Annotated in this window: 19 protein-coding genes; 9 read left to right on the top strand and 10 right to left on the bottom strand. The window is 54.0% G+C overall.

Annotation, left to right across the window (positions count from 1 at the left end):
• Positions 1-96: 96 nt before the first annotated feature.
• Positions 97-969, bottom strand: coding sequence for a protoheme IX farnesyltransferase (locus tag IPH75_09600; GenBank protein ID MBK7142321.1), 873 nt, complete (start codon positions 967-969; stop codon positions 97-99).
• Between the two features lie 798 nt (positions 970-1767).
• Here IPH75_09600 and IPH75_09595 point away from each other — a divergent pair.
• Positions 1768-5421, top strand: a complete 3654-nt coding sequence (locus IPH75_09595) for a vitamin B12-dependent ribonucleotide reductase (protein MBK7142320.1) — start codon at positions 1768-1770, stop codon at positions 5419-5421.
• A 1280-nt stretch (positions 5422-6701) separates the two neighbouring features.
• Here IPH75_09595 and IPH75_09590 read toward each other — a convergent pair.
• The 4 genes from IPH75_09590 to IPH75_09575 form a co-directional block, all read right to left on the bottom strand.
• On the bottom strand, positions 6702-7274 hold the full coding sequence (locus tag IPH75_09590) for a hypothetical protein (protein MBK7142319.1): 573 nt from the start codon (positions 7272-7274) through the stop codon (positions 6702-6704).
• Positions 7275-7715: 441 nt separating this feature from the next.
• Positions 7716-9011 carry a phosphopyruvate hydratase gene (gene eno / locus IPH75_09585; protein MBK7142318.1) on the bottom strand — a complete coding sequence of 432 codons (1296 nt, stop codon included), beginning with the start codon at positions 9009-9011 and terminating at the stop codon, positions 7716-7718.
• 238 nt (positions 9012-9249) lie between these two features.
• Positions 9250-9441: a hypothetical protein gene (locus IPH75_09580; GenBank protein ID MBK7142317.1), complete on the bottom strand. Its 192-nt coding sequence runs from the start codon at positions 9439-9441 to the stop codon at positions 9250-9252.
• Positions 9441-10028, bottom strand: coding sequence for a TlpA family protein disulfide reductase (locus IPH75_09575; GenBank protein ID MBK7142316.1), 588 nt, complete (start codon positions 10026-10028; stop codon positions 9441-9443). The genes IPH75_09580 and IPH75_09575 overlap by 1 nt, the downstream gene beginning before the upstream one ends.
• Positions 10029-10316: 288 nt before the next feature.
• Here IPH75_09575 and IPH75_09570 point away from each other — a divergent pair, with 288 nt between their 5' ends.
• From IPH75_09570 to IPH75_09555, 4 genes are all read left to right on the top strand, one after another.
• Positions 10317-11645, top strand: coding sequence for an SPASM domain-containing protein (locus IPH75_09570; GenBank protein MBK7142315.1), 1329 nt, complete (start codon positions 10317-10319; stop codon positions 11643-11645).
• A gap of 112 nt (positions 11646-11757) precedes the next feature.
• Complete coding sequence (locus tag IPH75_09565) at positions 11758-12828, top strand: radical SAM protein (protein ID MBK7142314.1); 1071 nt, start codon at positions 11758-11760, stop codon at positions 12826-12828.
• Between the two features lie 79 nt (positions 12829-12907).
• Positions 12908-13804 (top strand): DUF2167 domain-containing protein, encoded by an 897-nt coding sequence (locus IPH75_09560; protein MBK7142313.1) that lies wholly within the window; start codon positions 12908-12910, stop codon positions 13802-13804.
• Complete coding sequence (locus tag IPH75_09555; GenBank protein ID MBK7142312.1) at positions 13801-14940, top strand: hypothetical protein; 1140 nt, start codon at positions 13801-13803, stop codon at positions 14938-14940. The genes IPH75_09560 and IPH75_09555 overlap by 4 nt, the downstream gene beginning before the upstream one ends.
• A gap of 26 nt (positions 14941-14966) precedes the next feature.
• On the opposite strand, the gene IPH75_09550 is transcribed toward IPH75_09555, so the two are convergent.
• Genes IPH75_09550 through IPH75_09535 form a run of 4 tightly spaced genes read right to left on the bottom strand, consistent with a single transcriptional unit; the run spans position 14967 to position 17669 of the window.
• The gene (locus tag IPH75_09550) at positions 14967-15395 is read right to left on the bottom strand and encodes an arsenate reductase ArsC (protein MBK7142311.1); all 429 of its coding nucleotides are present in this window, start codon (positions 15393-15395) and stop codon (positions 14967-14969) included.
• Between the two features lie 2 nt (positions 15396-15397).
• Positions 15398-16504, bottom strand: a complete 1107-nt coding sequence (gene arsB, locus IPH75_09545; protein ID MBK7142310.1) for an ACR3 family arsenite efflux transporter — start codon at positions 16502-16504, stop codon at positions 15398-15400.
• 9 nt (positions 16505-16513) lie between these two features.
• The gene (gene arsM / locus IPH75_09540) at positions 16514-17317 is read right to left on the bottom strand and encodes an arsenite methyltransferase (protein MBK7142309.1); all 804 of its coding nucleotides are present in this window, start codon (positions 17315-17317) and stop codon (positions 16514-16516) included.
• Between the two features lie 16 nt (positions 17318-17333).
• The gene (locus IPH75_09535; protein ID MBK7142308.1) at positions 17334-17669 is read right to left on the bottom strand and encodes a winged helix-turn-helix transcriptional regulator; all 336 of its coding nucleotides are present in this window, start codon (positions 17667-17669) and stop codon (positions 17334-17336) included.
• 496 nt (positions 17670-18165) lie between these two features.
• On the opposite strand from IPH75_09535, the gene IPH75_09530 reads away from it, so the two are divergent.
• The 4 genes from IPH75_09530 (at position 18166) to IPH75_09515 (ending at position 21331) form a co-directional block, all read left to right on the top strand.
• On the top strand, positions 18166-18837 hold the full coding sequence (locus IPH75_09530; protein MBK7142307.1) for a heavy-metal-associated domain-containing protein: 672 nt from the start codon (positions 18166-18168) through the stop codon (positions 18835-18837).
• A 116-nt stretch (positions 18838-18953) separates the two neighbouring features.
• Complete coding sequence (locus IPH75_09525) at positions 18954-19916, top strand: hypothetical protein (GenBank protein MBK7142306.1); 963 nt, start codon at positions 18954-18956, stop codon at positions 19914-19916.
• Positions 19917-19925: 9 nt separating this feature from the next.
• A complete protein-coding gene (locus tag IPH75_09520; GenBank protein MBK7142305.1) occupies positions 19926-20180 on the top strand; it encodes a SemiSWEET transporter in 255 nt (84 codons plus the stop codon).
• 110 nt (positions 20181-20290) lie between these two features.
• A complete protein-coding gene (locus IPH75_09515; protein ID MBK7142304.1) occupies positions 20291-21331 on the top strand; it encodes a PD40 domain-containing protein in 1041 nt (346 codons plus the stop codon).
• A 68-nt stretch (positions 21332-21399) separates the two neighbouring features.
• On the opposite strand, the gene secF is transcribed toward IPH75_09515, so the two are convergent.
• The gene (gene secF, locus IPH75_09510; protein MBK7142303.1) at positions 21400-22326 is read right to left on the bottom strand and encodes a protein translocase subunit SecF; all 927 of its coding nucleotides are present in this window, start codon (positions 22324-22326) and stop codon (positions 21400-21402) included.
• Positions 22327-22330: the final 4 nt, after the last annotated feature.

The raw sequence follows: 22330 nt of genomic DNA, 5'->3' as shown, positions 1-22330 counted from the left end.
AAACCCTCAAAATAGCCGATGTCAACCGGCAATTCACTAGTCGGCCAAATTATAGACTACTTGGTTCTATGTACTAAATGTTGGACGGACGACAACTTAGATCGACCGTGCGACCAGAATATCCGCGATCAGCGCCAGAAATAGCCCGAACAGGTAGACGATCGAAAATCCAAACAGACCGCGCATGGCCGGCACCGTCTTGAGACGGCGCGCTACCAGCGCCTTCTTTACCAGGTATCCGCCCAACCCGACCGCCACTATCAAATAAAGCCACCCCGCCCCGACGGCAAAAAGCGCCAGGCTGACCAGGATAAGCGCATAGGTATAGATCATGATCTGACGGAATGTCGCATCATCCCCCTTGATCACCGGCAACATTGGTAAGCGGGCCTTGATGTAATCTTCTTTGCAATAAAGCGCCAGCGCCCAGAAGTGTGGCGGGGTCCAGAGGAAAATGATCAGGAAAAGCAACCAGGGGGCCACCGCCGTCTGACCGGTCGCTGCCGCCCAAGCCCCAACCGGAGCCATCGCCCCCGCTGCGCCGCCGATCACTATATTATGCCACGTGTGCGGCTTGAGAAATAGCGTGTAGAAAAGCGCGTAGAAAAGCAGGGTCGCCAGCGACATCAGCGCGGTCAGCCAATTAAAGAAGTAGCCGAACAGCAGCACTCCGATCACCCCGATCGTCACCGCAAAGATCAGCGCCTCTTTCGGCCCCAGGAAATGCAGGGGCAACGGACGACGGCGCGCTGTCCGCTCCATCTTGGCATCGATCTCTCGCTCGAAATATTGATTGAGCGCGTTGGCGCTCCCCCCGGTCAAATAGAGGCCGACCAGCACCAGGAAAAACTTCAGTGGCTCATGCAGCAGACTCCCCTCCATCACCAAGGCGGTCCCGCCGGTGAACAACACCAGCAACATAATGGTCGGCTTGGTCAGTTGGATATAATGGCGGAGCCTGGTTATCATCTCTATCCTTGTGTTGTGCGCCCGGAATAGAAGTAGCCGTAGGTTTGATCACAGGCGGTACCCGGTCGCGAATCGATTTGTGCAACAGTCTCTGTCCGGTGAGGTTCCCTCGCCGCCCAGATCGATCGGTCAAACCAGCGCTATTAAAGTCATAATGGAGCCATGCTGTCAATGAGAAACGGGATCAATGATGAGCGACCAGCATGCTTGACTAATCCGCCGCGCGTGACGGTAATATCACCACACCATTAATAGGCGCTTTTTCGCCCCACCTGATCACCAATTTTCGGCCAGAAAAGGCCCCTCAAACAATGTGCACACTGTGCATACGGTGTTGATAAGATGTGCGATTCTCGTAACTCATAGCAACTCAACAAGGTAAGTGCTAACCGAAAAATAATGGACTTTTCGTCACCCGTTATCTCAGGCTGGACCCCTGTAAGGGCTTATTGAATAATAGATTATCATTACCGAATTGTTAGGGTTTGTTTCGATCTCCGCCGAACCAGAAAACCCGACTTCGCCGCCAACTTCTTAGCCCATTGCTTGACAATCGGATAGAAGATTGGGAGACAAAAACACAATTTTTAGTGGTCCCCCCATTTGTGACCCCAATATATTGGGGTCGCTCAGGAGATATGGCTCGGCCGATGATTTCTATACTCGCGCTGGCTCTGCCAGAACTCATCCCCTGACTTTATAACTCGAATAGTAGTATCCGGCCGCCGGACAGTCCAGTGACATCTCAACGGATGGACATGTCGCTTTTGAGTCTGGCTGCCCCACAGGAGGTGGAGTGTGAAAATAGATCGTTACTTTACGCGCGAAGATGAATCACCGTACAGCCGGATCCCCTTTGCTAAACGTGTCTCGGAGATCCGCAATCCCGATGGTTCCGTCGTCTTCAAACTCGACAATATCGAGGTCCCCGAAAGCTGGTCCCAGGTAGCTGTCGATATTCTGGCTCAAAAGTACTTCCGTAAAGCCGGTGTTCCGCTGACCGACGAGCAAGGCAATCCGAGCCTTGACGCCGACGGACAGCAGAAAACCGGTGGCGAAACGGATGCCCGCCAGGTGTTCCATCGTCTCGCCGGTTGCTGGCGACATTGGGGAGAAAAGCACGGCTATTTCGAGTCCGCCGCGGATGCCAAAGCATTCTACGACGAACTCTGCTATATGCTCGCGACCCAGATCGCCGCGCCCAATTCCCCGCAGTGGTTTAATACCGGCCTCAACTGGGCGTACGGTATCTCCGGCAAACCGCAGGGTCACTATTATGTCGACCCGGTCACACACACGTTGACCGAATCAAAGAATGCCTATGAACACCCCCAGCCCCATGCCTGCTTCATTCAATCGATCTCCGATGATCTGGTGAACGAAGGCGGCATTATGGATCTCTGGGTGCGTGAGGCCCGCCTCTTTAAGTATGGCTCCGGTACCGGCACCAACTTCTCGAATCTGCGTGGCTCTGCCGAACCGCTCTCCGGCGGCGGCCAGTCCTCCGGTTTGATGTCGTTCCTCAAGATCGGCGACCGCGCCGCTGGCGCAATCAAGTCCGGTGGCACCACCCGTCGTGCCGCCAAGATGGTCTGCCTCGACCTGGATCACCCGGACATCCTCGACTTCATCGACTGGAAAGTGGTCGAAGAACAGAAAGTCGCTTCCCTCGTCGCCGGCTCCAAAGTCATCAAGCAGCAGCTTAAGGCTATTGTTGAGGCCGCCCGAGTCTCCGGCACCAACGGTAACTCGGTCTATGAAACAGACCCGCACCGCAATCAGAAACTTCGCGACGCTATCCGGCTTGCTCGACGTCTCGCCGTTCCGCCAGGTTACATCCAGAAAGTTCTCGACCTGGCCAAACAAGGCTTTACCGATATCCAGTTCTCCGAATATGATACCGATTGGGACTCCGAAGCCTACTTGACTGTCTCCGGACAGAACTCAAACAACTCGGTTCGTATTGCCAATAGCTTCTTTGAGCGTCTCAAAGATGGAAAAGACTGGGAGCTGAAAGCCCGCACCGACGGCAAGGTCATCAAAACGATCTCTTCCGGTCAACTCTGGGATAAGATCACCTACTCTGCCTGGGCTTGTGCCGATCCCGGCGTCCAGTACGACACCACCATCAATGAATGGCATACCTGCCCCGATGATGGCCGGATCAACGCGTCCAATCCTTGCTCGGAATATATGTTCCTCGATGATACCGCTTGCAACCTCGCCTCGATCAACCTGATCAAGTTCGTGGATGCCGATGGTAACTTCGACATCAAGGGCTACCTGCATGCGATCCGTATCTGGACCGTCGTCCTCGAGATCTCCGTCCTGATGGCCTCATATCCGTCGCGTGTCATCGCCCAGAAGTCATACGAATTCCGCACTCTCGGCCTCGGCTATGCCAACCTCGGCACAGTCCTGATGCGCATGGGAATCCCGTATGATTCTCCGCAAGGCTACGCGCTCTGCGGTGCGATCTCCGCTCTCCTGACCGGTGGCGCCTACATGGCCTCCGCCGAAATGGCCAAAGAACAGGGAGCCTTCCCGGCCTTCTACCGCAACCGCGATGCCATGCTTCGCGTCATGCGCAACCATCGCCGCGCCGCCTACAACTCGGACAAGTCCGAGTACGAATCCCTCACTATCAAGCCGATCGGCATCAACCCGAACTATCTCTCCGAAGAGATGGTCAAGGCCGCCCGTCAGGTCTGGGACAGAGCGATCGAACTTGGCGAGGTCTACGGCTATCGCAATGCCCAGTCGACCGTCATCGCCCCAACCGGCACGATCGGCCTTCTCATGGATTGCGACACCACCGGGATCGAGCCGGATTTCGCCCTCGTGAAATTCAAAAAACTCGCCGGCGGTGGCTATTTCAAGATCATCAACAATTCGGTTCCTGAAGCGCTCCGTCGCCTTGGTTATTCCGAAGAACAGACCAATGCGATCATCACCTACGCCACCGGCACCCGAACCCTTCGCCAGGCGCCGTTCATCAATCATGAATCGCTCCGTGCCAAAGGCTTCGGCGATGAAGAGATCGACAAACTCGAAAGCTCATTAGAAAACGTCTTCGATATCACCTTCGCCTTCAACAAGCATATCCTCGGCGAAGATTTCGTTCATCACAGCCTTGGCTTTGGCGAAGATCAGACCGACCGCTGGGACTTCAATCTCCTCCGCGAACTCGGCTTCACCAAAGAGCAGATCGAAGCCGCCAATGAATACTGCTGCGGCACGATGACCCTCGAGGGCGCCCCGCTGTTGCAGGACAAACATCTCCCCATCTTTGACTGCGCCAATAAGTGCGGTCGCAAGGGGACCCGCTTCATTCAGTATGAAGCGCATATCCGGATGATGGCCGCCGCTCAGCCCTTCATCTCCGGCGCTATCTCCAAAACGATCAACATGCCGGCCGAGGCGACCATTGACGATGTCAAGAAGGCCTACCGTCTCTCGTGGGAAACCATGAACAAGGCGGTCGCACTCTATCGCGATGGCTCCAAGCTCTCTCAGCCGCTCAATTCCGCTCTGCTAGATGACGAGCATGAAGAGGTTCACACGCCGCTCTCCGTCTCTGCCGCCTCGCAGAAGATGGCCGAGAAAGTTATCTATCGCTATCTCGCGAAACGCCGCAAACTGCCGCATCGCCGTGGTGGCTATACCCAGAAAGCCGAAGTCGGTGGACACAAGATCTACCTTCGCACCGGCGAATACAATGACGGCACGCTTGGCGAGATCTTCCTCGACATGCATCGCGAAGGCGCCGCCTTCCGTTCGCTGATGAACTGCTTCGCTATCGCCATCTCGCTCGGACTCCAGCATGGCGTCCCGCTCGAAGAGTTCGTCGAGGCTTTCCTCTTTGCTCGCTTTGAGCCGAACGGCATGGTCGATGGCAACAAGTCGATCAAGCGTTCCACTTCGATCATTGATTACATCTTCCGCGAACTGGCGATCACCTACCTCGGCCGCCAGGATCTCGCGCACGTCACCGAAGATGACCTGCGCTCGGATACCATCGGCACCCCCGGTGACGAAGGGATCGAATACGAAGCTGAAGAACCGGCGCCGTTCGCGTCGGCTCCTCAGTCCGCTACTGCCTCGAGAAAAGCTGATGACATACATACAACCCACTTGACGTTCAAGAAGGACGCCGACGGCAACGGCCATGGAAACGGCGGGAACGGCAAGGCAAATGGAGGAAATGGTCATGGTAAGTCGATGGACGCGACGGCTCCAGCTCCAAAAGGCGGCCGCACGGAGGCGGTGTTTGCATATGTCGCAACTCCAGATTCAGGTTCCGAAGGAGACCAAAGACTCCACCAGATCCGAAACGCGCGGCTAAGAGGATACGAGGGTGACATGTGTCGAGAATGCGGACAGTTTACGATGGTCCGCAACGGTACCTGTCTGAAGTGCGACACCTGCGGCTCCACTAGCGGCTGCAGTTGATCGCGGTCTGACCAGTTCGGCATGTAGGGAAAGATGCCGAGAGGGCAAGCTATCTGCCCCGACAGGCCACCAGACACGTGTAAGAATGCCTGACGCTTATCGGCAATGATCGAGTTGTCCGCCGGCGGTGGCGAAGCAGACGCCATTATGAATGGACTCCATTCACCGGCTAACCGATCGGACGATATCTCATCGGGCAAACTGAACCCCTCCCCGCCAGGGGATTGAGAGAGAGGGGTACACGGACGGAGATCGAGCAGCATGGAAAGTGTGCTACCCTGGCATTTGAACCAACCGGCGTTGGGGTTTCCCCCCAGCGCCGGTTTGGTATTCGGCTTTGGAAGCGGTGTTCGTGACAAGACTCAAACTTGACCATACGTTCGATAGAATAAGATGCTACCAATTCCTTCAACATTAGAGAAAACCTATCCTCCCAGAGGGCCCCTTCAGCAGTTTAGATTGAAAGAGACTATCGCGTTCACTTGCTTCAGATGCGGATTGTCCAAGAAATCAAAACTGATTACGGTCTATTACGGTAATTGGCAGAAATGTCTGTGCAACGGGTGCTATGGTCGATTATTGTCTCTGTATGAAATCAAGTCTGGCACTGGAGTCGAATCTGAAAAGGCCGCCATGCTTGAGAACCTTCTAATTGAACTGGTTGACAATCAAGCCCAGCGAAATGCCATGGCACTGCTTCGCGTATCAGAGAAACGTGCTAATCTTCTATCAGCGGAGTCTCTAAAGTTTCTGGCAACTGCCACATATCTGGCAAAACAGCTCGGTTCGATGCCCCAATTGGAGTGGTCTCCCGCAGTCATTGGATTATGCAAGGCCGCTGAATTGGAAATAGTCAGATATATGGTACAGCCAATATCACAGCACGTGTCGTCAGCCGAATTGGTAAACGACACTCAAGACAAAGATATCGGAAGAGTGGCAGCATTCTGCGCCGACCCGAAGAAAAGGACACCAGAGCTCGGATCTGTTGCTCACTTCTTGCAGACAGTAATTCATAGTCAGAATAGGCGACAGAATAGTCCGCTCATCAGAGGATTTCTCAATTTGGCGATGCAGTGGACCGGCTCACATTGGATACTTTCTGAGGACGGACTACTTAGGTCTCTGAACAAACTTACAACTGAATACCGAAACAGAGCTGCACATATTGATGAGTTATCTAATATTGACTACTCTAATTGCCATGAGTTGACGATTGGAAGTGATGGATTCATTTGGAAACTCATACTCTCAGTACAAGTTCACGGACGTGGCACTGTCTAACCAAGAGTCTTTATCTGATTTAGTGAAGTCAAAAGGGCCCTGAGAGCATTGGCCGCTTTGCCGTAGTCTCTCATGTCGTAAGCGTCCAATTCAATCTTATCGATAAGGAAGTAGTGTTGACGGTTTCTCACTTCCCAAACCCAATCGAGATCGCATCTTATTTCTTCATCAATTATGCCCATATTTTGGAGTTTCTGAGTTCGCTTCTCATAGCCACCGAGCTTGCCACCTAGAAAGTCTCTGGTCACACTCTCTACTAACGCCCCTGCGAGGAAGACTGCCGCCTTAATCACCATGCTCATGGCGACACCCTGAAGATCCGTCCTAGTGAGTAGCCAATGGTAGACGTCCGACAACATCAGAGCGTATGACAAGTTCTTTCTGAGTTTATCGTCCTGAATGAACTCCAGACGCTTCTCGTGACTATATGCTGTGCGTATGTAGCGCCTCGGGAACTTGATAATAGCAGACGGATCTTGTTTGTTTCCAATCAAGTCTTGAATGGCAGACAATGCACCGTTAGCTTCTGCAACAGCAGAATTCAGTTTGGTAGTGAGATCTGGTTCCATCACTTCCCGCCTCGTTCAGGGATTTTGGTACTCTTGGAACTGCTCTGCAATCAAGATGACATCGCACTGGCATAGTGAACCCGACAAACAATTGCGTATCCGATGAAAAGCCAAACAAAAAATGAGGATTCATTCCCGTTGCACGCCTCTGGCCCTTCCCGGGTTTAATGGATGGAACGAAAGGGTGGATCTGAGCGGCAGACGTCCCCGTCTGCCCTGATCACCCCCTCTTCGTATGACATCCGCTAGTCCTCCCTCAACCGCCCCCATATATAGAGGGCTGCTTGCCTGCCCCGCCTGCACTCGGCCCAACGATCATGACTCCCGCAAATCCTCATCCCCCTCTACCTCAACAACATGATGATTCCCTCCCGGCACCCCCAAACAAAAACCGGCCCCTCGCAGGGCCGGTATTACACACGATAGAAAAACTGATCGGTACTACGTCAAATTGTAAAACGTCCGACGACCCAGATACTGCGCATTCCCCGCCAGTGACTCTTCGATCCGAAGTAACTGATTGTACTTCGCGATCCGGTCTGTCCGGCACATCGATCCGGTCTTGATCTGTCCGGCGTTCGTCGCCACCGCGACATCGGCGATCGTCGCATCCTCTGTCTCACCCGAACGGTGCGACACGACTGCGGTGAATCCAGCTTTCTGCGCCATGGAGATCGCATCCAGCGTTTCAGTCAATGTCCCGATCTGGTTCAGCTTGATCAGGATCGAATTCGATGACTTCTCTTTTATCCCGCGCGCCAGTCGCTTTGGATTGGTCACATACAGATCGTCGCCGACCAACTGCACCCGCTTGCCCAGCTTTGCAGTTATCTTCTGCCAGCCTTCCCAATCATCCTCGGCCAGACCATCTTCGATCGAGACGATCGGATAGGTATCGCACAGCCGTGCGTAGTAGTCAACCATCTGGTCGGTGGAGAGCTCTTTGCCTTCAGCCTTGAGCTGATACTTGCCGGACTTCGCATCGTAAAATTCCGTCGAGGCTGGATCAAGCGCCAGCAGGATATCCTTGCCGGCTTCATAACCGGAATTTTTGATCGCCTGCATGATCACCTGGAGCGCTTCCTCGTTCGACTTAAGGTCCGGCGCGAAGCCTCCCTCATCGCCGACCGCGGTATTCAGATTCATCTTCTTGAGCACTTTTTTCAAATGGCCGAATACCTCTGCCCCCATCTGCAAGGCCTGCGCTAATGACTGCGCCCCGACCGGCATGATCATGAACTCCTGCAGATCAACATTGTTATCTGCATGTTTGCCGCCGTTCAGGATATTCATCATCGGCACCGGCAACACTTTCGCATTGATACCGCCGATATACTCGTACAGATAACAGCCGCGCGACTCCGCCGCCGCTTTAGCAGTCGCCAGCGAGACGCCGAGGATCGCATTGGCGCCCAGCTTAGATTTATTTTCAGTCCCATCCAGTTCGATCATGAAGTGATCGAGTGTGACTTGGTCATACGGATCGAGAATATCATTCAGGATCGCCGGGGCGAGCACTTCGTTGACATTCTCCACCGCTTTTTCAACCGACTTGCCGAAGAACTTTTTGTCGTCGCCATCGCGAAGTTCCACCGCTTCGTGCGCGCCGGTCGACGCACCCGAGGGGACTATCGCCCGGCCGAGTGTGCCGTCACTGAGGCTGACATCAACTTCCACCGTCGGCGTGCCGCGGCTGTCAAGTACTTGTCGGGCATGAATATATTCGAACTCGCACATACGTCGTCCTTTCCCTGAGAAGATTGTTTTGCTCTCGAACATATCGCTGCCGCATGAGCCGGGCAAGTGAAAAACAGTTCAAGCCGGAGGAGAATTGTCTCAAGCACAATGGACCAATGGAGCCCGCTAACTCGCATTCAAGTCGCAGTCAATCTTGATTGTACAACCACCAAATAAACAGCGCCCGGCTGATTACCGGGCGCTCCTGTCGGTTGTTTGGATCAGTTCATCCACGGGTCTATGGGCACGGAACCGGCTTACAGACCTCCCAACATACGATCGGCGGCGTCGTGGTGCAGTACATCACCCAGATGCAGCATTTCGGCCGAGCCTGAACTGACTCGGTGCTGACGATCGTGAAGGCACCGGCAAAGATTATTGCCAGCGCGAGTACGACGATTAGGACTTTGAATCGACGAAGTGCCGTCATTATAGATCACCTCCTTTATCGGCATGTGACACCAGTCCGGCTAATTGCGCATCGATCTGCTCCAGCATCGATAACGTCAACTCACCTGGCCAGACTTGTGTCACCTGCCCCGTAGGATTGATCAGCACTGTCTGGGGCAATAGATTCCCCTTGTATGCCTCCACCAGAAATTGGTCCGTGACTGACATCACCGGATAACTGATCGCCTGCTCCTGCGCAGTCGCGCGCGCCTCTTCCAGCGTGCCGCCGCAGAACCCGATCATCCGCATCCGCTCGGATCCATACTTCCCGTATAGCTCGTTCCAATAACCGAAATTGCCTTTGCAGGCGCTGCAACTTGCAGAAAACCAGGTGAGCAGTGTGTAGGGTTGGTCGGGGCCATACTGCAGCGACACATCACTCCCGGCAATATCCTGTCCACGGATAGCCGGTACCGACTGGTCCGGCTGAAGCGTCTGCATGAATTGAAGAGGATCATCCAACATCGCCTGGAGTCGGTGGTTCTGCGCAACCAGATAGAGGATCTCGACTCCCATGACAACGATAATGGCGACGAGCCACCAATTCAGTTTTTCCCGCGACCCCATACTCGGCTCTCCGGTACTGAACACTGTGTGATACAAATGTCTAAGCTGCAAATCGTGGTGCGATAGCCCGGATACGGACTGCGCTTATCATAGGCCCGCCTTCCCATCCTGTCAAGTGGAAAGCACAAATCGTGACTGACAATTCTAATACACAACTTAATTAGTCGTTGACAACGACGACTTATTTCTCTATGTTACCACATCACGATTCTCATATCGAATTAGTCACAACTACGCTCTCGGAGTGCGTGTTCGCGGGCTGCACTCTCGGGAACTGACAGGGTGTGGATGAAGCCGTCACGATATAATATCTTTCTCCGCTCGGACAGCGGCGCCACCTTGGCCTTTAATAGTGCCAGTGCAGCTCTGGCAGAAATTCTCCCGGACAAGTATCCGATCATCCAACGCCTGATTGACGATCCCTCTTCCGCCGGTAACGACGAAGAACGCGAATTCCTCGCCGCCCTGACTGAGGGACAGTACTTGATCGCCGATGACCGCGATGAATTGGCCGCTTTCCAGCAAAACAACCGTCTCCAGCGATTTGGCAATCGCGCCCTGCTTCTGACCATTGCCCCGACACTCGCCTGCAATTTTCGGTGCGACTACTGCTTTGAGAGTCAGTGCGCGCTTCGCATGGATGCCGCCACTGAGCAAGCCTTGCTGGCATTTGCTGAGCGTCAACTCGCTCGATCCGACCAGATCTGTGTCACCTGGTTCGGCGGCGAACCGACCCTTTGCCTTGATACTATTGAACGGATCCAACAAGGTCTTCTGACTCTGGCAAAGCAGCGCGATATAAAGATGCGTCCGAGCGCGATCATCACAAACGGCTATCTGCTCGATGCTGCCATGGCGACTCGCTTGAAACAATGCGGTGTAGCCGAGGCTCAGATAACCCTGGATGGCCCCGCCCCCATCCATGACAGCCGCCGCAAACTGGCCAACGGCCACGGCACCTATCAGCGCATTGTCGATAACCTTGTCACTACCGCCGATCTGCTGACTATCTCGATCCGCATCAATGTCGACCGGATGAATGTCAACTCAACCTACGACATATTCGCCGACCTCGGCGAGCGCGGCCTGCTGGATAAGGTTGGCATTTACTTCGCCCAGGTTAATTCGTCGACCGCCGTCTGCGCGGATATCCGGGATCGCTGTCTCACGACCGAAGAATTCTCGCGCGATCAGATCGATCTCTACCGCAGGCTGGTCGAGGCCGGCTTCTTCCAGATAGAGTATCCGACACCCGCTCCCGGCGGACACTGCGGCGCGGATTCGGAAAACGCATTTGTCGTGTCACCTTCCGGCGACCTCTTTAAGTGCTGGGAAGAACTCTCCGCCGATTCGGCGCATGCCGTCGGATCGGTCCATCAGAGCGAACCTACTCCCGCCCAGGAGGCGGTGCGGGCTCGCTATATGTCATGGGACCCGTTTGCAAAGACCGGGTGCCGCGAGTGCAATATCCTCCCCCTCTGTATGGGAGGATGTCCGCGTCATTCTATGTCGCTTGGATCCTCAAACACCGGAGCCTGTTGCTCCTGGAAATTCAACCTTAACGACATGCTGGAGCTCCGCTACCAGTGTGACCAGCGAAAGGAGGTGAATTCGTGAAGTTTATCGAAAAGAACCGCAAGGCCGAGGCTATTCCGTGCCCGTGCTACAAGAAACTGTTCCTCATCTCTCCGAGATAATGACCAGTTTGTTTCAAGACTAACTTCGGCGGATGTCGGTCCGGTTATCCGGTTCGGCATCCGCCATTCATGACGCAAAGGGATCGATGATCGCACCACGTTCAGACAAACCAAGAATGGTTGCGTTTGAAGCAACCCGCCAGTGTAACCTCACCTGCCCCCACTGCTACAGTGCTGCCACGCGCAAGCCGCTCAATGAACTGACCACGGCGGAAGCGCTTGGCATTCTGGATCAACTGGAAAGACTCGGCAGCGAGTGGCTTGGCTGGACTGGTGGTGAGCCGCTACTCCGGACCGATCTGGAACATCTGATCAAGTATGCATCTGATCATGGCTTCACCCGACAGGGGATCACCACTAACGGTATCCCACTGACCAAACTGCGGGCCATTTCACTTAAGGCTGCCGGAATCACCTCGGTGCAGATCTCTATCGATGGCTCCACCGCGGAAAAGAATCGCGAGATGCGCCGCGCCACCATCGAGGAATTCGAACTGGTCCTGCAGGCGATCAGGCACTGTCACGATGTTGGACTGCCAGTCGACCTTGCCATGCTGCTGGGACGTGCCACGCTCGAAGATGCTGATCCCTTCCTCGAAATGGCTGACCGCGAAGGAGTGAAATTTGTCCGATTCTGCGGCTTTGTGCCGGCCGGACGCGGGAAGCGATCCGATGTCACCGATCGGCTCATGTTCAACGGTCATCTTCCCCAACTAAAAGAGTTTGTTGATGCCGCCGTCTATTGCGGGCAACCGATCGCCATGTTCGACCCGGCTTTCGGTCCGACTCCTCCAACCTACGAATTCCATGACTGCATTGCGGGTGTGGAACTACTCTATATCTCCTGTACCGGCGATGTTTATCCCTGCACCTCACTTCTCGATAAGCGATTTGTGGTCGGCAATCTCCGCGAACGAACCTTGCTGGAGATCTGGAATGATCCCAAGATGACCGAAATTGCCTACTTCCCGCGCCACGAGATCCACGGTCACTGCAAAGAATGCGAGCAGTTCGCGGCCTGCCACGGCGCTTGCCGCGGCATCACCTATGCCCACACGGGCGATCTCTACGCATCCTTTCCTGTCTGCCTGAAACGCGTCTGATCCACGTTTTATGATTGCACGACCTGCGGCCCGCCTCTATATTTCCAGATAACCAGTAACTCTTGTTGGGGAGTTTCCCATGCGTCGTAACGCACTACGTCCGTTCAATCACTTCATCGTGATGCTTTCATTCATCGCCGCTGTCACTCTTTTCCTCCCTCTCTGCTCCGTTTGCGCGCAGGATGAGCCGATAGATCCATCGTTGCCCCAGATCAGTTGGCTGGAGGGCCCCTCGATCGGTTCTTTGGGCGAAGAGGCGATCATTGATGTTCCCGTAGGCTACCGCTTCACCGAGGTTGAGGGGACCCGCCAGTTGCTTGAGTATATGCAGAATGTCACCGATGGCACCGAGCGAGGAATGCTCATCCATGACAGCCTCGGGTGGTTTGTTGTCTTTGAATATATTGAGGCCGGCTTCGTCAAAGATGATGAGCGCGACGATCTCGATGCTGACGCTATGTTCAAGTCTCTTCGCGAGGGACAGGAAGAGTCCAACAAAGAGCGCCTCAAACGTGGATGGGATACGTTGAATCTGCTGAACTGGGTTCAGGAGCCATATTACAATACAACCACCAATAACCTTGAGTGGGGAACGCTGATCGAGGCGGGAGACGGAGGTCAGTCGATCAACTACTTCACCCGCTTTTTGGGGCGGCGCGGCTACTATTCCGTTACGCTGGTCGCTGACCCCAGTCAGTATACATTAGTGCTTCCTGAATTCCAGGCCGCCATGAGCGGTTTCAACTACACCGAAGGAAATCGCTACGCCGAATTTCGCGAAGGTGACAAGATCGCCGAGTACGGCCTCACCGCGCTGGTAGTCGGGGGAGCGGGAGCGGTAGCCGCCAAGGCCGGTATCTTTAAATGGCTCTGGAAAGTGATCGTCGTGGCCATTGCCAGCGCCGCCGGATTCCTAAAAAAGTTCTTTACCGGTCGATCGAGTGAATCGAAAGCGCCCGGCCCACCGACCGCATGACCGACGTTCAACTGCTGCTGGTTACATTTCTCGCCCTCTGCCTCATGCAGTCGGTTCGCATTGTGCCATCGGATCTGTTGATCCTGCAGAAGGGGATCCTCAGAAGCTGGCGGATCACCCGCCCGTCTTTTCGATTTGGATCGGGGAGACTCTCTATTGTTTTGCTCGATCCACTCTCCCTCTCCGGTTCAGCGTTTGCCGTCCGGTCGGTTCCGTTTGCGATCTCATCTGCAGGATTAGTCGGTGTCGGACCGGAAGACTCACTCGCATCCGGTTCACGTTCACCGCGACTGGTCCCAACTGAACAATTGAGCAAGGTCCAGGCAATAGACACCGAACTAATGATCGGCGATGAGAGACTACTCTCGTTCCTCCACGCAGACAATGCTGAATCGACCGTCGATCAATTACACAAACTGAGTTCGACCGATCAATCAACGGCGGCAAACATGATCCTGCATGCCTGGTTTGATGATTCAGCCTGCCAACAGAAGATCGAGTATGTGCGATCGGCGATTCGCTCGCTCAGAGTAGGTTCGCTTCTTTTCTTGCTATTGATTATAAGCTTTCTGGTTGTCTGGGATCGAGCCGGATTCAACGCCGCACGCTGGCTCTTGATTCCAATAGTCTCAGTATGGATTCTATCGATCTTCTGGCTCTGGAGAAGCTACCGCACGCTTTTCCCTGAAGCCCGACGGTCACGTCTGTTTGCGGCGATCGAAGCGATCTTCTATCCTATCTCTCTGGTCAGAGCGTCCGATTCGCTGACTCTCCCGGCCACCGAACTGTTTCATCCGACAACGGTCGCGATCGCTCTGGCTCAGCCGATAATAGCATCTCGGATCAGCGCCAGCGCCCTGCGAAAACTTAGGTATCCTGTCAAAGACAAAGCCTCCGGCAATCAGCTTGCAGAATCAGTGATGACTTCTACCCGGGAGCGTGTGAAAATTGAATTGGAAAGCCTGCTGTCCAGACATAGCCTTGATGCGGAGAAGATTTTGGAGAACCACAGACAGCTCGATACAAACTCCGACTACTACTGCCCCCGCTGCCTCTCGTGCTATCTTACCAAGATCGATGAGTGCCCGGATTGCCCTGGCGTCAAATTGCTACCCAATGAATCGAAGATAAAGTAGCCAGTCGGTTGATGACTTTTGATTAATTAGTTGGCGAGCAACTCAGGCAATTCAGTGCGAATTCTTGTCGCGATCTCATCTCGTACTCGCCGGAATTCAGACAGTATCTCATCTTCGCTCCCTGTCGCCTTGTCCGGATCATCAAACGGCCAGTGCAGCCGTTCGGCTTCTCCGGGGAAAACGGGGCAGTTTGAGGCGGCGTTGTCGCAAACGGTGATCACATAGTCGAACTGCTCACTCAGAAATTCGGAAAGGTGATTTGACTTCTGGTGAGATATATCGATCCCCAGTTCCTGCATGACCTGTATTGCCTTCGGATGAACTGCTTTCGGCTTCAGACCTGCCGAGAATGCCTCGACCTTCCCGGCTCCGAAATGTCGAAAGAGCGCCTCCGCCATCTGCGAACGACAGGAGTTGCCGGTGCAGAGCACCAGGATACGAATTGACTGCGACATCGTCACGAGTGAGTTGCTCCTGTAGTTGCGGGTGAGAAATATCTCTTTTGGAATCGAAGCGCGACATTAACCAGACCGATCAACACCGGAACTTCAACCAGTGGTCCGATCACCGCTGCAAAGGCGGCTCCGGAGTTGATGCCAAACACGGCCACGGCAACGGCTATTGCCAGTTCGAAATTGTTGGAGGCCGCCGTCAAAGACAGGGTTGTCGTTTTGGAGTAATCCGCCCCTGCCTTTTTCCCGAGCCAGAAACTGACCAGGAACATCACCACGAAGTAGATCAACAGCGGAATGGCGATCCGGACGACATCCATCGGGATCTGGACTATCAGATTCCCTTTCAGTGAAAACATGACGAGTATGGTGAACAGCAATGCGATCAGGGTTATCGGACTGATGACCGGTATAAATCTCGTCTCGTACCACTGTTTCCCCTTCAGCTTTATCAGACTGAATCGAGTCAGCATCCCCGCAAGAAACGGAATGCCGAGATAGATAAAGACGGAGTTGGCGATCTGCCGCATGCTGACCTCAACGATCGCCCCTTCCACCCCGAAATATGGCGGCAGGACAGTGATGAACACCCAGGCATACAGACTGTAGAAAAGCACCTGGAAGATCGAGTTAAACGCAACCAGTCCGGCGGCGTACTCGGTGTCCCCTTTCGCCAGCTCATTCCAGACGATCACCATGGCGATACACCGCGCTAGCCCGATCATGATCAAACCAACCATGTAATCCGGATACCCGCGAAGAAAAATGATCGCCAAACCAAACATCAGGATCGGCCCGATCACCCAGTTCTGCAGAAGCGACAGCCCCAGGACTCGCACATTCCGAAAGACATCCCCCAGTTCCTCGTACTTCACTTTGGCGAGTGGCGGATACATCATCAGGATCAACCCGATTGCGATCGGCACGTTTGTCGTCCCCACCTGAAACTGATTGATGAACGATTCGACCCCCGGCAGCGCCCACCCGAGCAGAACACCGATAGCCATACCAAGAAATATCCAGACTGTCAGGTACCTGTCAAGAAACGAGAGTCGCCCACCGACTGTCGGGAGCTCCGTGCGAGCACGTCCTTGTGTGTGTGTTGCGGACATCGGCGTTCCTTATGCTGGTTTCCGTCCGGTGACCGTGATACTAAGCACTTCGGTACCGGAATGCTTGAACTCTTCTATTTCGGTCGGCGAAGCGTAGTTGCTGAGCACATCGTCCGGCAACTCAACTTTCTTGCTTGATTCGACCTTTACTTCGCGAAGGCCTGCCTTGGCGATAAAATCCATGTATGCGTTGGTGGTCGTCGCTCCAGCAATACATCCGATATACAGCGCCGTCGCATTCCGCACCCCCTCGGGTAGCGGACCGGTCAGCACCAGGTCGGAGATCGAGAACCGCCCGCCCGGTTTCAGAACGCGAGCGATCTCCGCAAACGCTTTCTCTTTGTCCGGAACCAGATTCAGCACACAGTTGCTGATCACCAGATCGGCGAAATTCTCTGCTACCGGCATCTGCTCGATCTCACCCAGCCGGAATTCGACATTCTTGTATCCAAGCCCGCTGTTATTTTGGTTCGCCTTTTCTATCATTGCGGGAGTCATGTCGACGCCAACCACATGCCCCGTCTCTCCGACCATACGACGGGCGACAAAAACATCATTCCCGGCGCCGGAGCCGAGATCAACCACCGTCTCTCCCGCTTTGATATTGGCAAACTGGGTCGGCAAACCGCACCCAAGACCAAGATCTGCTTCCTTCACATAGCCATCGATTTGAGTATACTCACTAGGGGAGACATTGATCGTACCATCGCCGCAGCAGTTGGTTGGACCACAGCAACTGGATGAAGACAACGCAAGTTCTCCGTACTTTTCGCGGACAACCGACTTTATTTCGGATGGGTCATTGGTTTTCATTCATGGCCTCACTTTTCTAGCAGCATTCGCTGCTTTCCGGTATTGGTAATGACGTTAATATCTGCTGGAATCGCTCGTGCTGTTCTTTCAGCTTGGACCAATCGATGCAGTAGCATGACTTGGGGCCATCGATCTCCCCTTTGATCAGCCCCACTTCTCTGAGTACTTTGAGGTGTTGCGATACGGTCGACTGCGCCAGCGGCAGCAGTTCCACTATCTCCCCGCAAACACATCCCTGGCGATGAGCGATTGCTTCGAGGATTGCTAGTCTGGCCGGATGAGAAAGCGCCCGCGCAAACTCTGCCGCCGCGATCAGATCCTGGCTGAATTCTTCTTTTTTGTTCTGTCCCATATAGCTCCTATATCGTATACTTACGATAAACGATTTAGATTTGCAACAGCTTTTTTGAAGGCTTTGGCAATATTCGCGTAAGCACTTATTTCACAATACGTTAATTGAAGTAACAACGACTTGAAGCAGGCAGTCGGCGGATATATCGATGACCTGACCCGATCTCGTCTCGATTGGCGGGGTTTTTTGGCCGATAAAAAGGCTATGAATTATCTACTATAAGATAGTAACAGCGACTAACATAGTCTCTATCAAGAGATTGCAGTAATTTCACATCTTGTTGGCAGGGAGCCGGATAGGATAGAACGGCTGACCGTCAGAAAATCAAAATCGAACGGGATTCTGGAACTGGAACCTCGCTGGGGTGTTTAATCTTCCAAAGGGATGATACGGCGGGCCTCGACTCAATCCCCTATTGAGATTGCACGAACAAAGAAAAACGATATATTAGAACCTATAAGAAAACCATTAGGCGAAATCCGAAGAGGAGTAATGTATGAAGAAAATGATTTTCCTTGGTCTGTCCGGTCTGGCCGTATTGGCCATGACGGTCGCACCGGTAGTTGCCGGTGAAAACTGTAGCGGCACGAAGACGACTGCTACCACCGCCAGCTCCAAAGCGACCTGCGGCTCGAAGGCTGAAGGCGCCAAGGCTACTTTGACCGGTTCTGGCACTTCCTGCGGCGACAAGACTGCCACGACTGCTTCCGCTGATGGCACCTGCAATCTCGCCGGCAAGAAGTTGACGGCCGAAGAATGCGCCACCATGATGAAGACCATGTCCGCCGAAGAGTGCGCCAAGCTGTGCGGCTATGACGGCAAGATGGAAATGGTCAACATGAATATCAAAGGGATGACCTGTGGCGGCTGCGAAGGTTCCGTCACCGCCGCCCTGGAAAAGACTCCTGGCGTGGTGAAGGTCCTCAGCGTGAACTACAAAGATGGTTCCGCGCTGGTTTGCATCGATCCGGCCAAGACCAAAGCCGAATCCCTGACCAAGACCGTAGTTGACAAGGGTTACGAAGCTCAGATCATTCCGGCGGTTGCCACCACCGGTACGACGACCAAAGCCGCTGGCGCTGGTTGCTCCAAGACCTGCAGCCCCGAAGAGATGGCTGCTTGCGCTTCCAAGAAAGACGCCAAGACTGGCGCCGAAGGAACCAAGTAAATTCCGTTTCTCCTTTTTGGGTGTTACCGGCGGGGTTCAATTGAACCCCGCCTTTTTATTGCCCAAGGAAATTCAGGATGGACGTTTCGTGCGATGCTCCGTACATTAGTGAACCGATGAAACGAGTCACCTTCGTCTGCCTGCTTCTCATTCTCCTGGCGGCCGTCCCGGCTGGCGCGGCCAAGTATGCGGGGGAAGCCTTCTCTTTGGGAGTTGGCGCCCGCGGCCTGGCGATGGGGGGTGCAGTAGTCGCTGGACCATTCGACGGGACTGCCGCATACTGGAACCCTGCCGGTCTCAATCGCCTCGACGGTCGTTACCTGACGGCCATGCATGCCGAGACGTTCGGGTCGCTCCTCAACCACGACTTCATTTCCTATGTTGATGCCCGCCCGCGTGAGAACTCGCTGATTCAGCGATTTGGCTTTTATGTCTATTACCTTGGCGGCGGCGGGATCAAAATCACGCAGCTCGATCAATACAATCGACCATATGTTCTGAAAGAAGAAAACCACGGCGATTTCCTTTTTGCCGGATCGGTCGCCGGAAAGTTTGGCTCACGGTTCGACTTTGGTTTAACCGCCAAAGTGATCTACCGCGATATCGGTACTGAATCCGGATATGGGCTGACGCTTGATGCTGGCCTCCTTTACCAGCCGTACCGTTTTGCCACACTTGGGCTGACAGTCACCGATGCGACAACTGGATTCATTCGCTACTCCGGAAAAACATTTGATTCGGGGAGCAACACCGAGAGCATTTATCCCACGGTCAAACCTTCACTCCTTTTGAGCACACAGTACAAAGATTTTACCGGTCGGTTTGTGATGAGTGGAGATGTCAAATTTGAGGGCCTCAAGCGTGCTGCCCAATACTGGTCAGGTGAATTGTCAGTGGATAGTCATTTCGGCTGGGAGCTTGGTTACAAGGAAATGATCTTTGGCCGCGCAGGATTTGATATCGGCCGCTTTACGACCGGAGCGGGGGTGGATGTCCGCCGCATCACGATCGATTTCGCGTATCTCCACCACTCCGAACTTGACGAGACCTTCCGCGTCAGCGCGGGATACCGCTTCTAACCGATGACCATGGACAGCATCACCATACTCGGCCTGCTGGCCGGCGCTCTTACCTCTGCCGCCTTCTTCCCCCAGTTCATTCAGGCCTGGCGCACCAAATCGGTGAAGGATGTCTCGCTGGCAATGTATATCATCTTCTGCCTTGGGATATCGCTCTGGCTGATATACGGCTTTCTGGTCAACTCACTCCCGGTGATCCTGGCGAATGTCGTCACCCTGAGCATGGCGGCGGCGATCCTGTATCTTAAGATCCGCTATCGCTGAACGGACACTTGCCAGTCGGCAATTCGTCTGCTACCTTTTCAAGCATAGAGTGTATCAGTCTCATATACAGAGGAGAATTAGTAGTGGTACGGAAACTCACAATTATCGGGATGTTGCTTGGTTTGGTCGTCAGCCCGGTACTGGCGGATGAGCCCGCCGCGCAGACGTCAAAGGCTGTCGCCGATTCCCTGGTCTTACCCGGAGAGACACATCTCTCCAATATTCGCCAGATCACCTTCGGCGGACAGAATGCGGAAGCTTATTGGAATCGCGAAGGAACTGAGCTGCTCTTTCAATCCGAGCGTGATGGCCGCGGCTGTGACGCGATCTACCGGATGAACGGCGATGGTTCAAATGTTCGGATGGTCTCCAACGGACGCGGAAGTACCACCTGCTCGTTCATCGCTCCGGATGGCCAGGCAATTATCTATGCGTCAACACATCTGGTGGATTCGGTTTGTCCTCCCAAGCCGGACATGTCGCGCGGCTATGTCTGGGCACTCTATAAGGCATATGACATTTTCAAAGCTGACCCGGATGGCTCCAACCCGGTGCAATTGACCACCACCGATGGATACGATGCCGAGGCGGTTTATTCACCCAAAGGTGACAAGATCCTCTTCACCTCAGTTCGAACCGGCGATCTTGAGTTGTATCTCATGAATCCGGACGGTTCCGGCGTCGAGCAAGTCACCAACATGCCCGGCTACGATGGCGGCGCGTTTTTCTCTTACGATGGCGAGTGGATCTGCTGGCGGGCATCACGTCCCACCGGTGAAGCGCTGACCGATTATCAGACCTTGCTGGCCGAAGGATTCATTCGTCCCAGCAAGCTCGAGATCTACATCATGAATCTCAAAGAGCGGAAGCCGATCCAGTTGACCAGCAACGGCAAGGCTAACTTCGCTCCCTATTTCCATCCGAACGGGAAGCAGTTGATCTTCTGTTCCAACATGAACGACCCGAAAGGGCGCAATTTCGATCTCTTCCTGCTGAATATTGAAACCAAAGAGATCGAACAGGTGACGCACAACGAGTCATTCGACGGATTCCCAATGTTCACCCATGACGGTAAGCGGCTGGTCTTTGCGTCGAACCGAAATGGCAAAGTGCAGGGTGAAACGAATATCTTCGTGGCCGACTGGAAGTAGATCAGGATTGTCAGATAGAGAAAAGGCGGAGCCAGTTGGCTCCGCCTTTTTATTTCATCGCATTTCGACTACTTGAAGCGCTTCGGACTGCGGGCTTCCCACTCAGCGATGATCGGGCTGGCGACGAAGATCGACGAGTAAGTGCCGATCGCCACGCCAAGGACCAGGGCGAGCGCAAAGTTACGCAGAGTCTCTCCGCCGATGAATACCATCACAACCACCACGATAACCGTGGTCGACGTGTTGATCGTACGGGAGAGCGTTTCATTAATAGAGCGGTTGATGCACGGGACAAACTCCGCGCGAGTCCGGAATTTCCGGAGGTTTTCGCGGATACGGTCGTACACCACCACTTTGTCGGTCAGTGAATAACCGGCCAGTGTCAGCAATGCCGACAACACCAGCAAGTCGAATTCAAGGCCGAGCAAGAAGAAGATGCCGAGCACTGCCAGTACATCGTGCACCATGGCAACCGTTGCCGCCACACCTGACCGGAAATCAAACCGGAACCAGATGTAGACCATGATCCCGGCAATTGACAGCAGAATGGCAAGCCGTGCGTCTTTACGAAGCTGCTCACCGACTGCAGGGCCGATGATCGATTCACGGTCGACGGTAAAGGTATTACCGGCGAACTTGGTCCGAATGATCTCGCCGATCCGTTTGATCTTTTCGGCGCCTTCCTGTTCGGTTTCCGGACGTTTGGTCTTCACCATGAAGGCGTTACCGCCGGAGAAGTCCGTGACCTGATTCACCTGCGCCTCGGGGAATTCCCCGGTGACTGCATCGCGAACCTGGTTGATATCCACCGACTGGGAGAAGTGCCCCTGCACCAGCACACCGCCGGCGAAGTCGATCCCCATATTCCCTTTGCCAACGGAAATCATCACGAAGGCAAAGATCCCGATCGCGGCCAGAATGGCCGACAGGATAAACGCATAGTTGCGTTTGGAGATGAAATCTATGTTAGGTACCTTTTTGATAAGGGAAAACATCGTG

Source organism: bacterium (assembly GCA_016708025.1).
Classification (GTDB): domain Bacteria; phylum Zixibacteria; class MSB-5A5; order GN15; family FEB-12; genus FEB-12.
This window is presented reverse-complemented; position numbering and strand designations above follow the sequence as displayed.

What these genes read in the sequence shown, in the direction of transcription:
- IPH75_09600 (MBK7142321.1), bottom strand. Translation starts at nt 969, where the DNA reads ATGATAACCAGGCTCCGCCATTATATCCAACTGACCAAGCCGACCATT.
- IPH75_09590 (MBK7142319.1), bottom strand. Translation starts at nt 7,274, where the DNA reads ATGGAACCAGATCTCACTACCAAACTGAATTCTGCTGTTGCAGAAGCT.
- eno (MBK7142318.1), bottom strand. Translation starts at nt 9,011, where the DNA reads ATGTGCGAGTTCGAATATATTCATGCCCGACAAGTACTTGACAGCCGC.
- IPH75_09580 (MBK7142317.1), bottom strand. Translation starts at nt 9,441, where the DNA reads ATGACGGCACTTCGTCGATTCAAAGTCCTAATCGTCGTACTCGCGCTG.
- IPH75_09575 (MBK7142316.1), bottom strand. Translation starts at nt 10,028, where the DNA reads ATGGGGTCGCGGGAAAAACTGAATTGGTGGCTCGTCGCCATTATCGTT.
- IPH75_09570 (MBK7142315.1), top strand. Translation starts at nt 10,317, where the DNA reads ATGAAGCCGTCACGATATAATATCTTTCTCCGCTCGGACAGCGGCGCC.
- IPH75_09565 (MBK7142314.1), top strand. Translation starts at nt 11,758, where the DNA reads ATGTCGGTCCGGTTATCCGGTTCGGCATCCGCCATTCATGACGCAAAG.
- IPH75_09560 (MBK7142313.1), top strand. Translation starts at nt 12,908, where the DNA reads ATGCGTCGTAACGCACTACGTCCGTTCAATCACTTCATCGTGATGCTT.
- IPH75_09555 (MBK7142312.1), top strand. Translation starts at nt 13,801, where the DNA reads ATGACCGACGTTCAACTGCTGCTGGTTACATTTCTCGCCCTCTGCCTC.
- IPH75_09550 (MBK7142311.1), bottom strand. Translation starts at nt 15,395, where the DNA reads ATGTCGCAGTCAATTCGTATCCTGGTGCTCTGCACCGGCAACTCCTGT.
- arsB (MBK7142310.1), bottom strand. Translation starts at nt 16,504, where the DNA reads ATGTCCGCAACACACACACAAGGACGTGCTCGCACGGAGCTCCCGACA.
- arsM (MBK7142309.1), bottom strand. Translation starts at nt 17,317, where the DNA reads ATGAAAACCAATGACCCATCCGAAATAAAGTCGGTTGTCCGCGAAAAG.
- IPH75_09535 (MBK7142308.1), bottom strand. Translation starts at nt 17,669, where the DNA reads ATGGGACAGAACAAAAAAGAAGAATTCAGCCAGGATCTGATCGCGGCG.
- IPH75_09530 (MBK7142307.1), top strand. Translation starts at nt 18,166, where the DNA reads ATGAAGAAAATGATTTTCCTTGGTCTGTCCGGTCTGGCCGTATTGGCC.
- IPH75_09525 (MBK7142306.1), top strand. Translation starts at nt 18,954, where the DNA reads ATGAAACGAGTCACCTTCGTCTGCCTGCTTCTCATTCTCCTGGCGGCC.
- IPH75_09520 (MBK7142305.1), top strand. Translation starts at nt 19,926, where the DNA reads ATGGACAGCATCACCATACTCGGCCTGCTGGCCGGCGCTCTTACCTCT.
- IPH75_09515 (MBK7142304.1), top strand. Translation starts at nt 20,291, where the DNA reads ATGTTGCTTGGTTTGGTCGTCAGCCCGGTACTGGCGGATGAGCCCGCC.
- secF (MBK7142303.1), bottom strand. Translation starts at nt 22,326, where the DNA reads ATGTTTTCCCTTATCAAAAAGGTACCTAACATAGATTTCATCTCCAAA.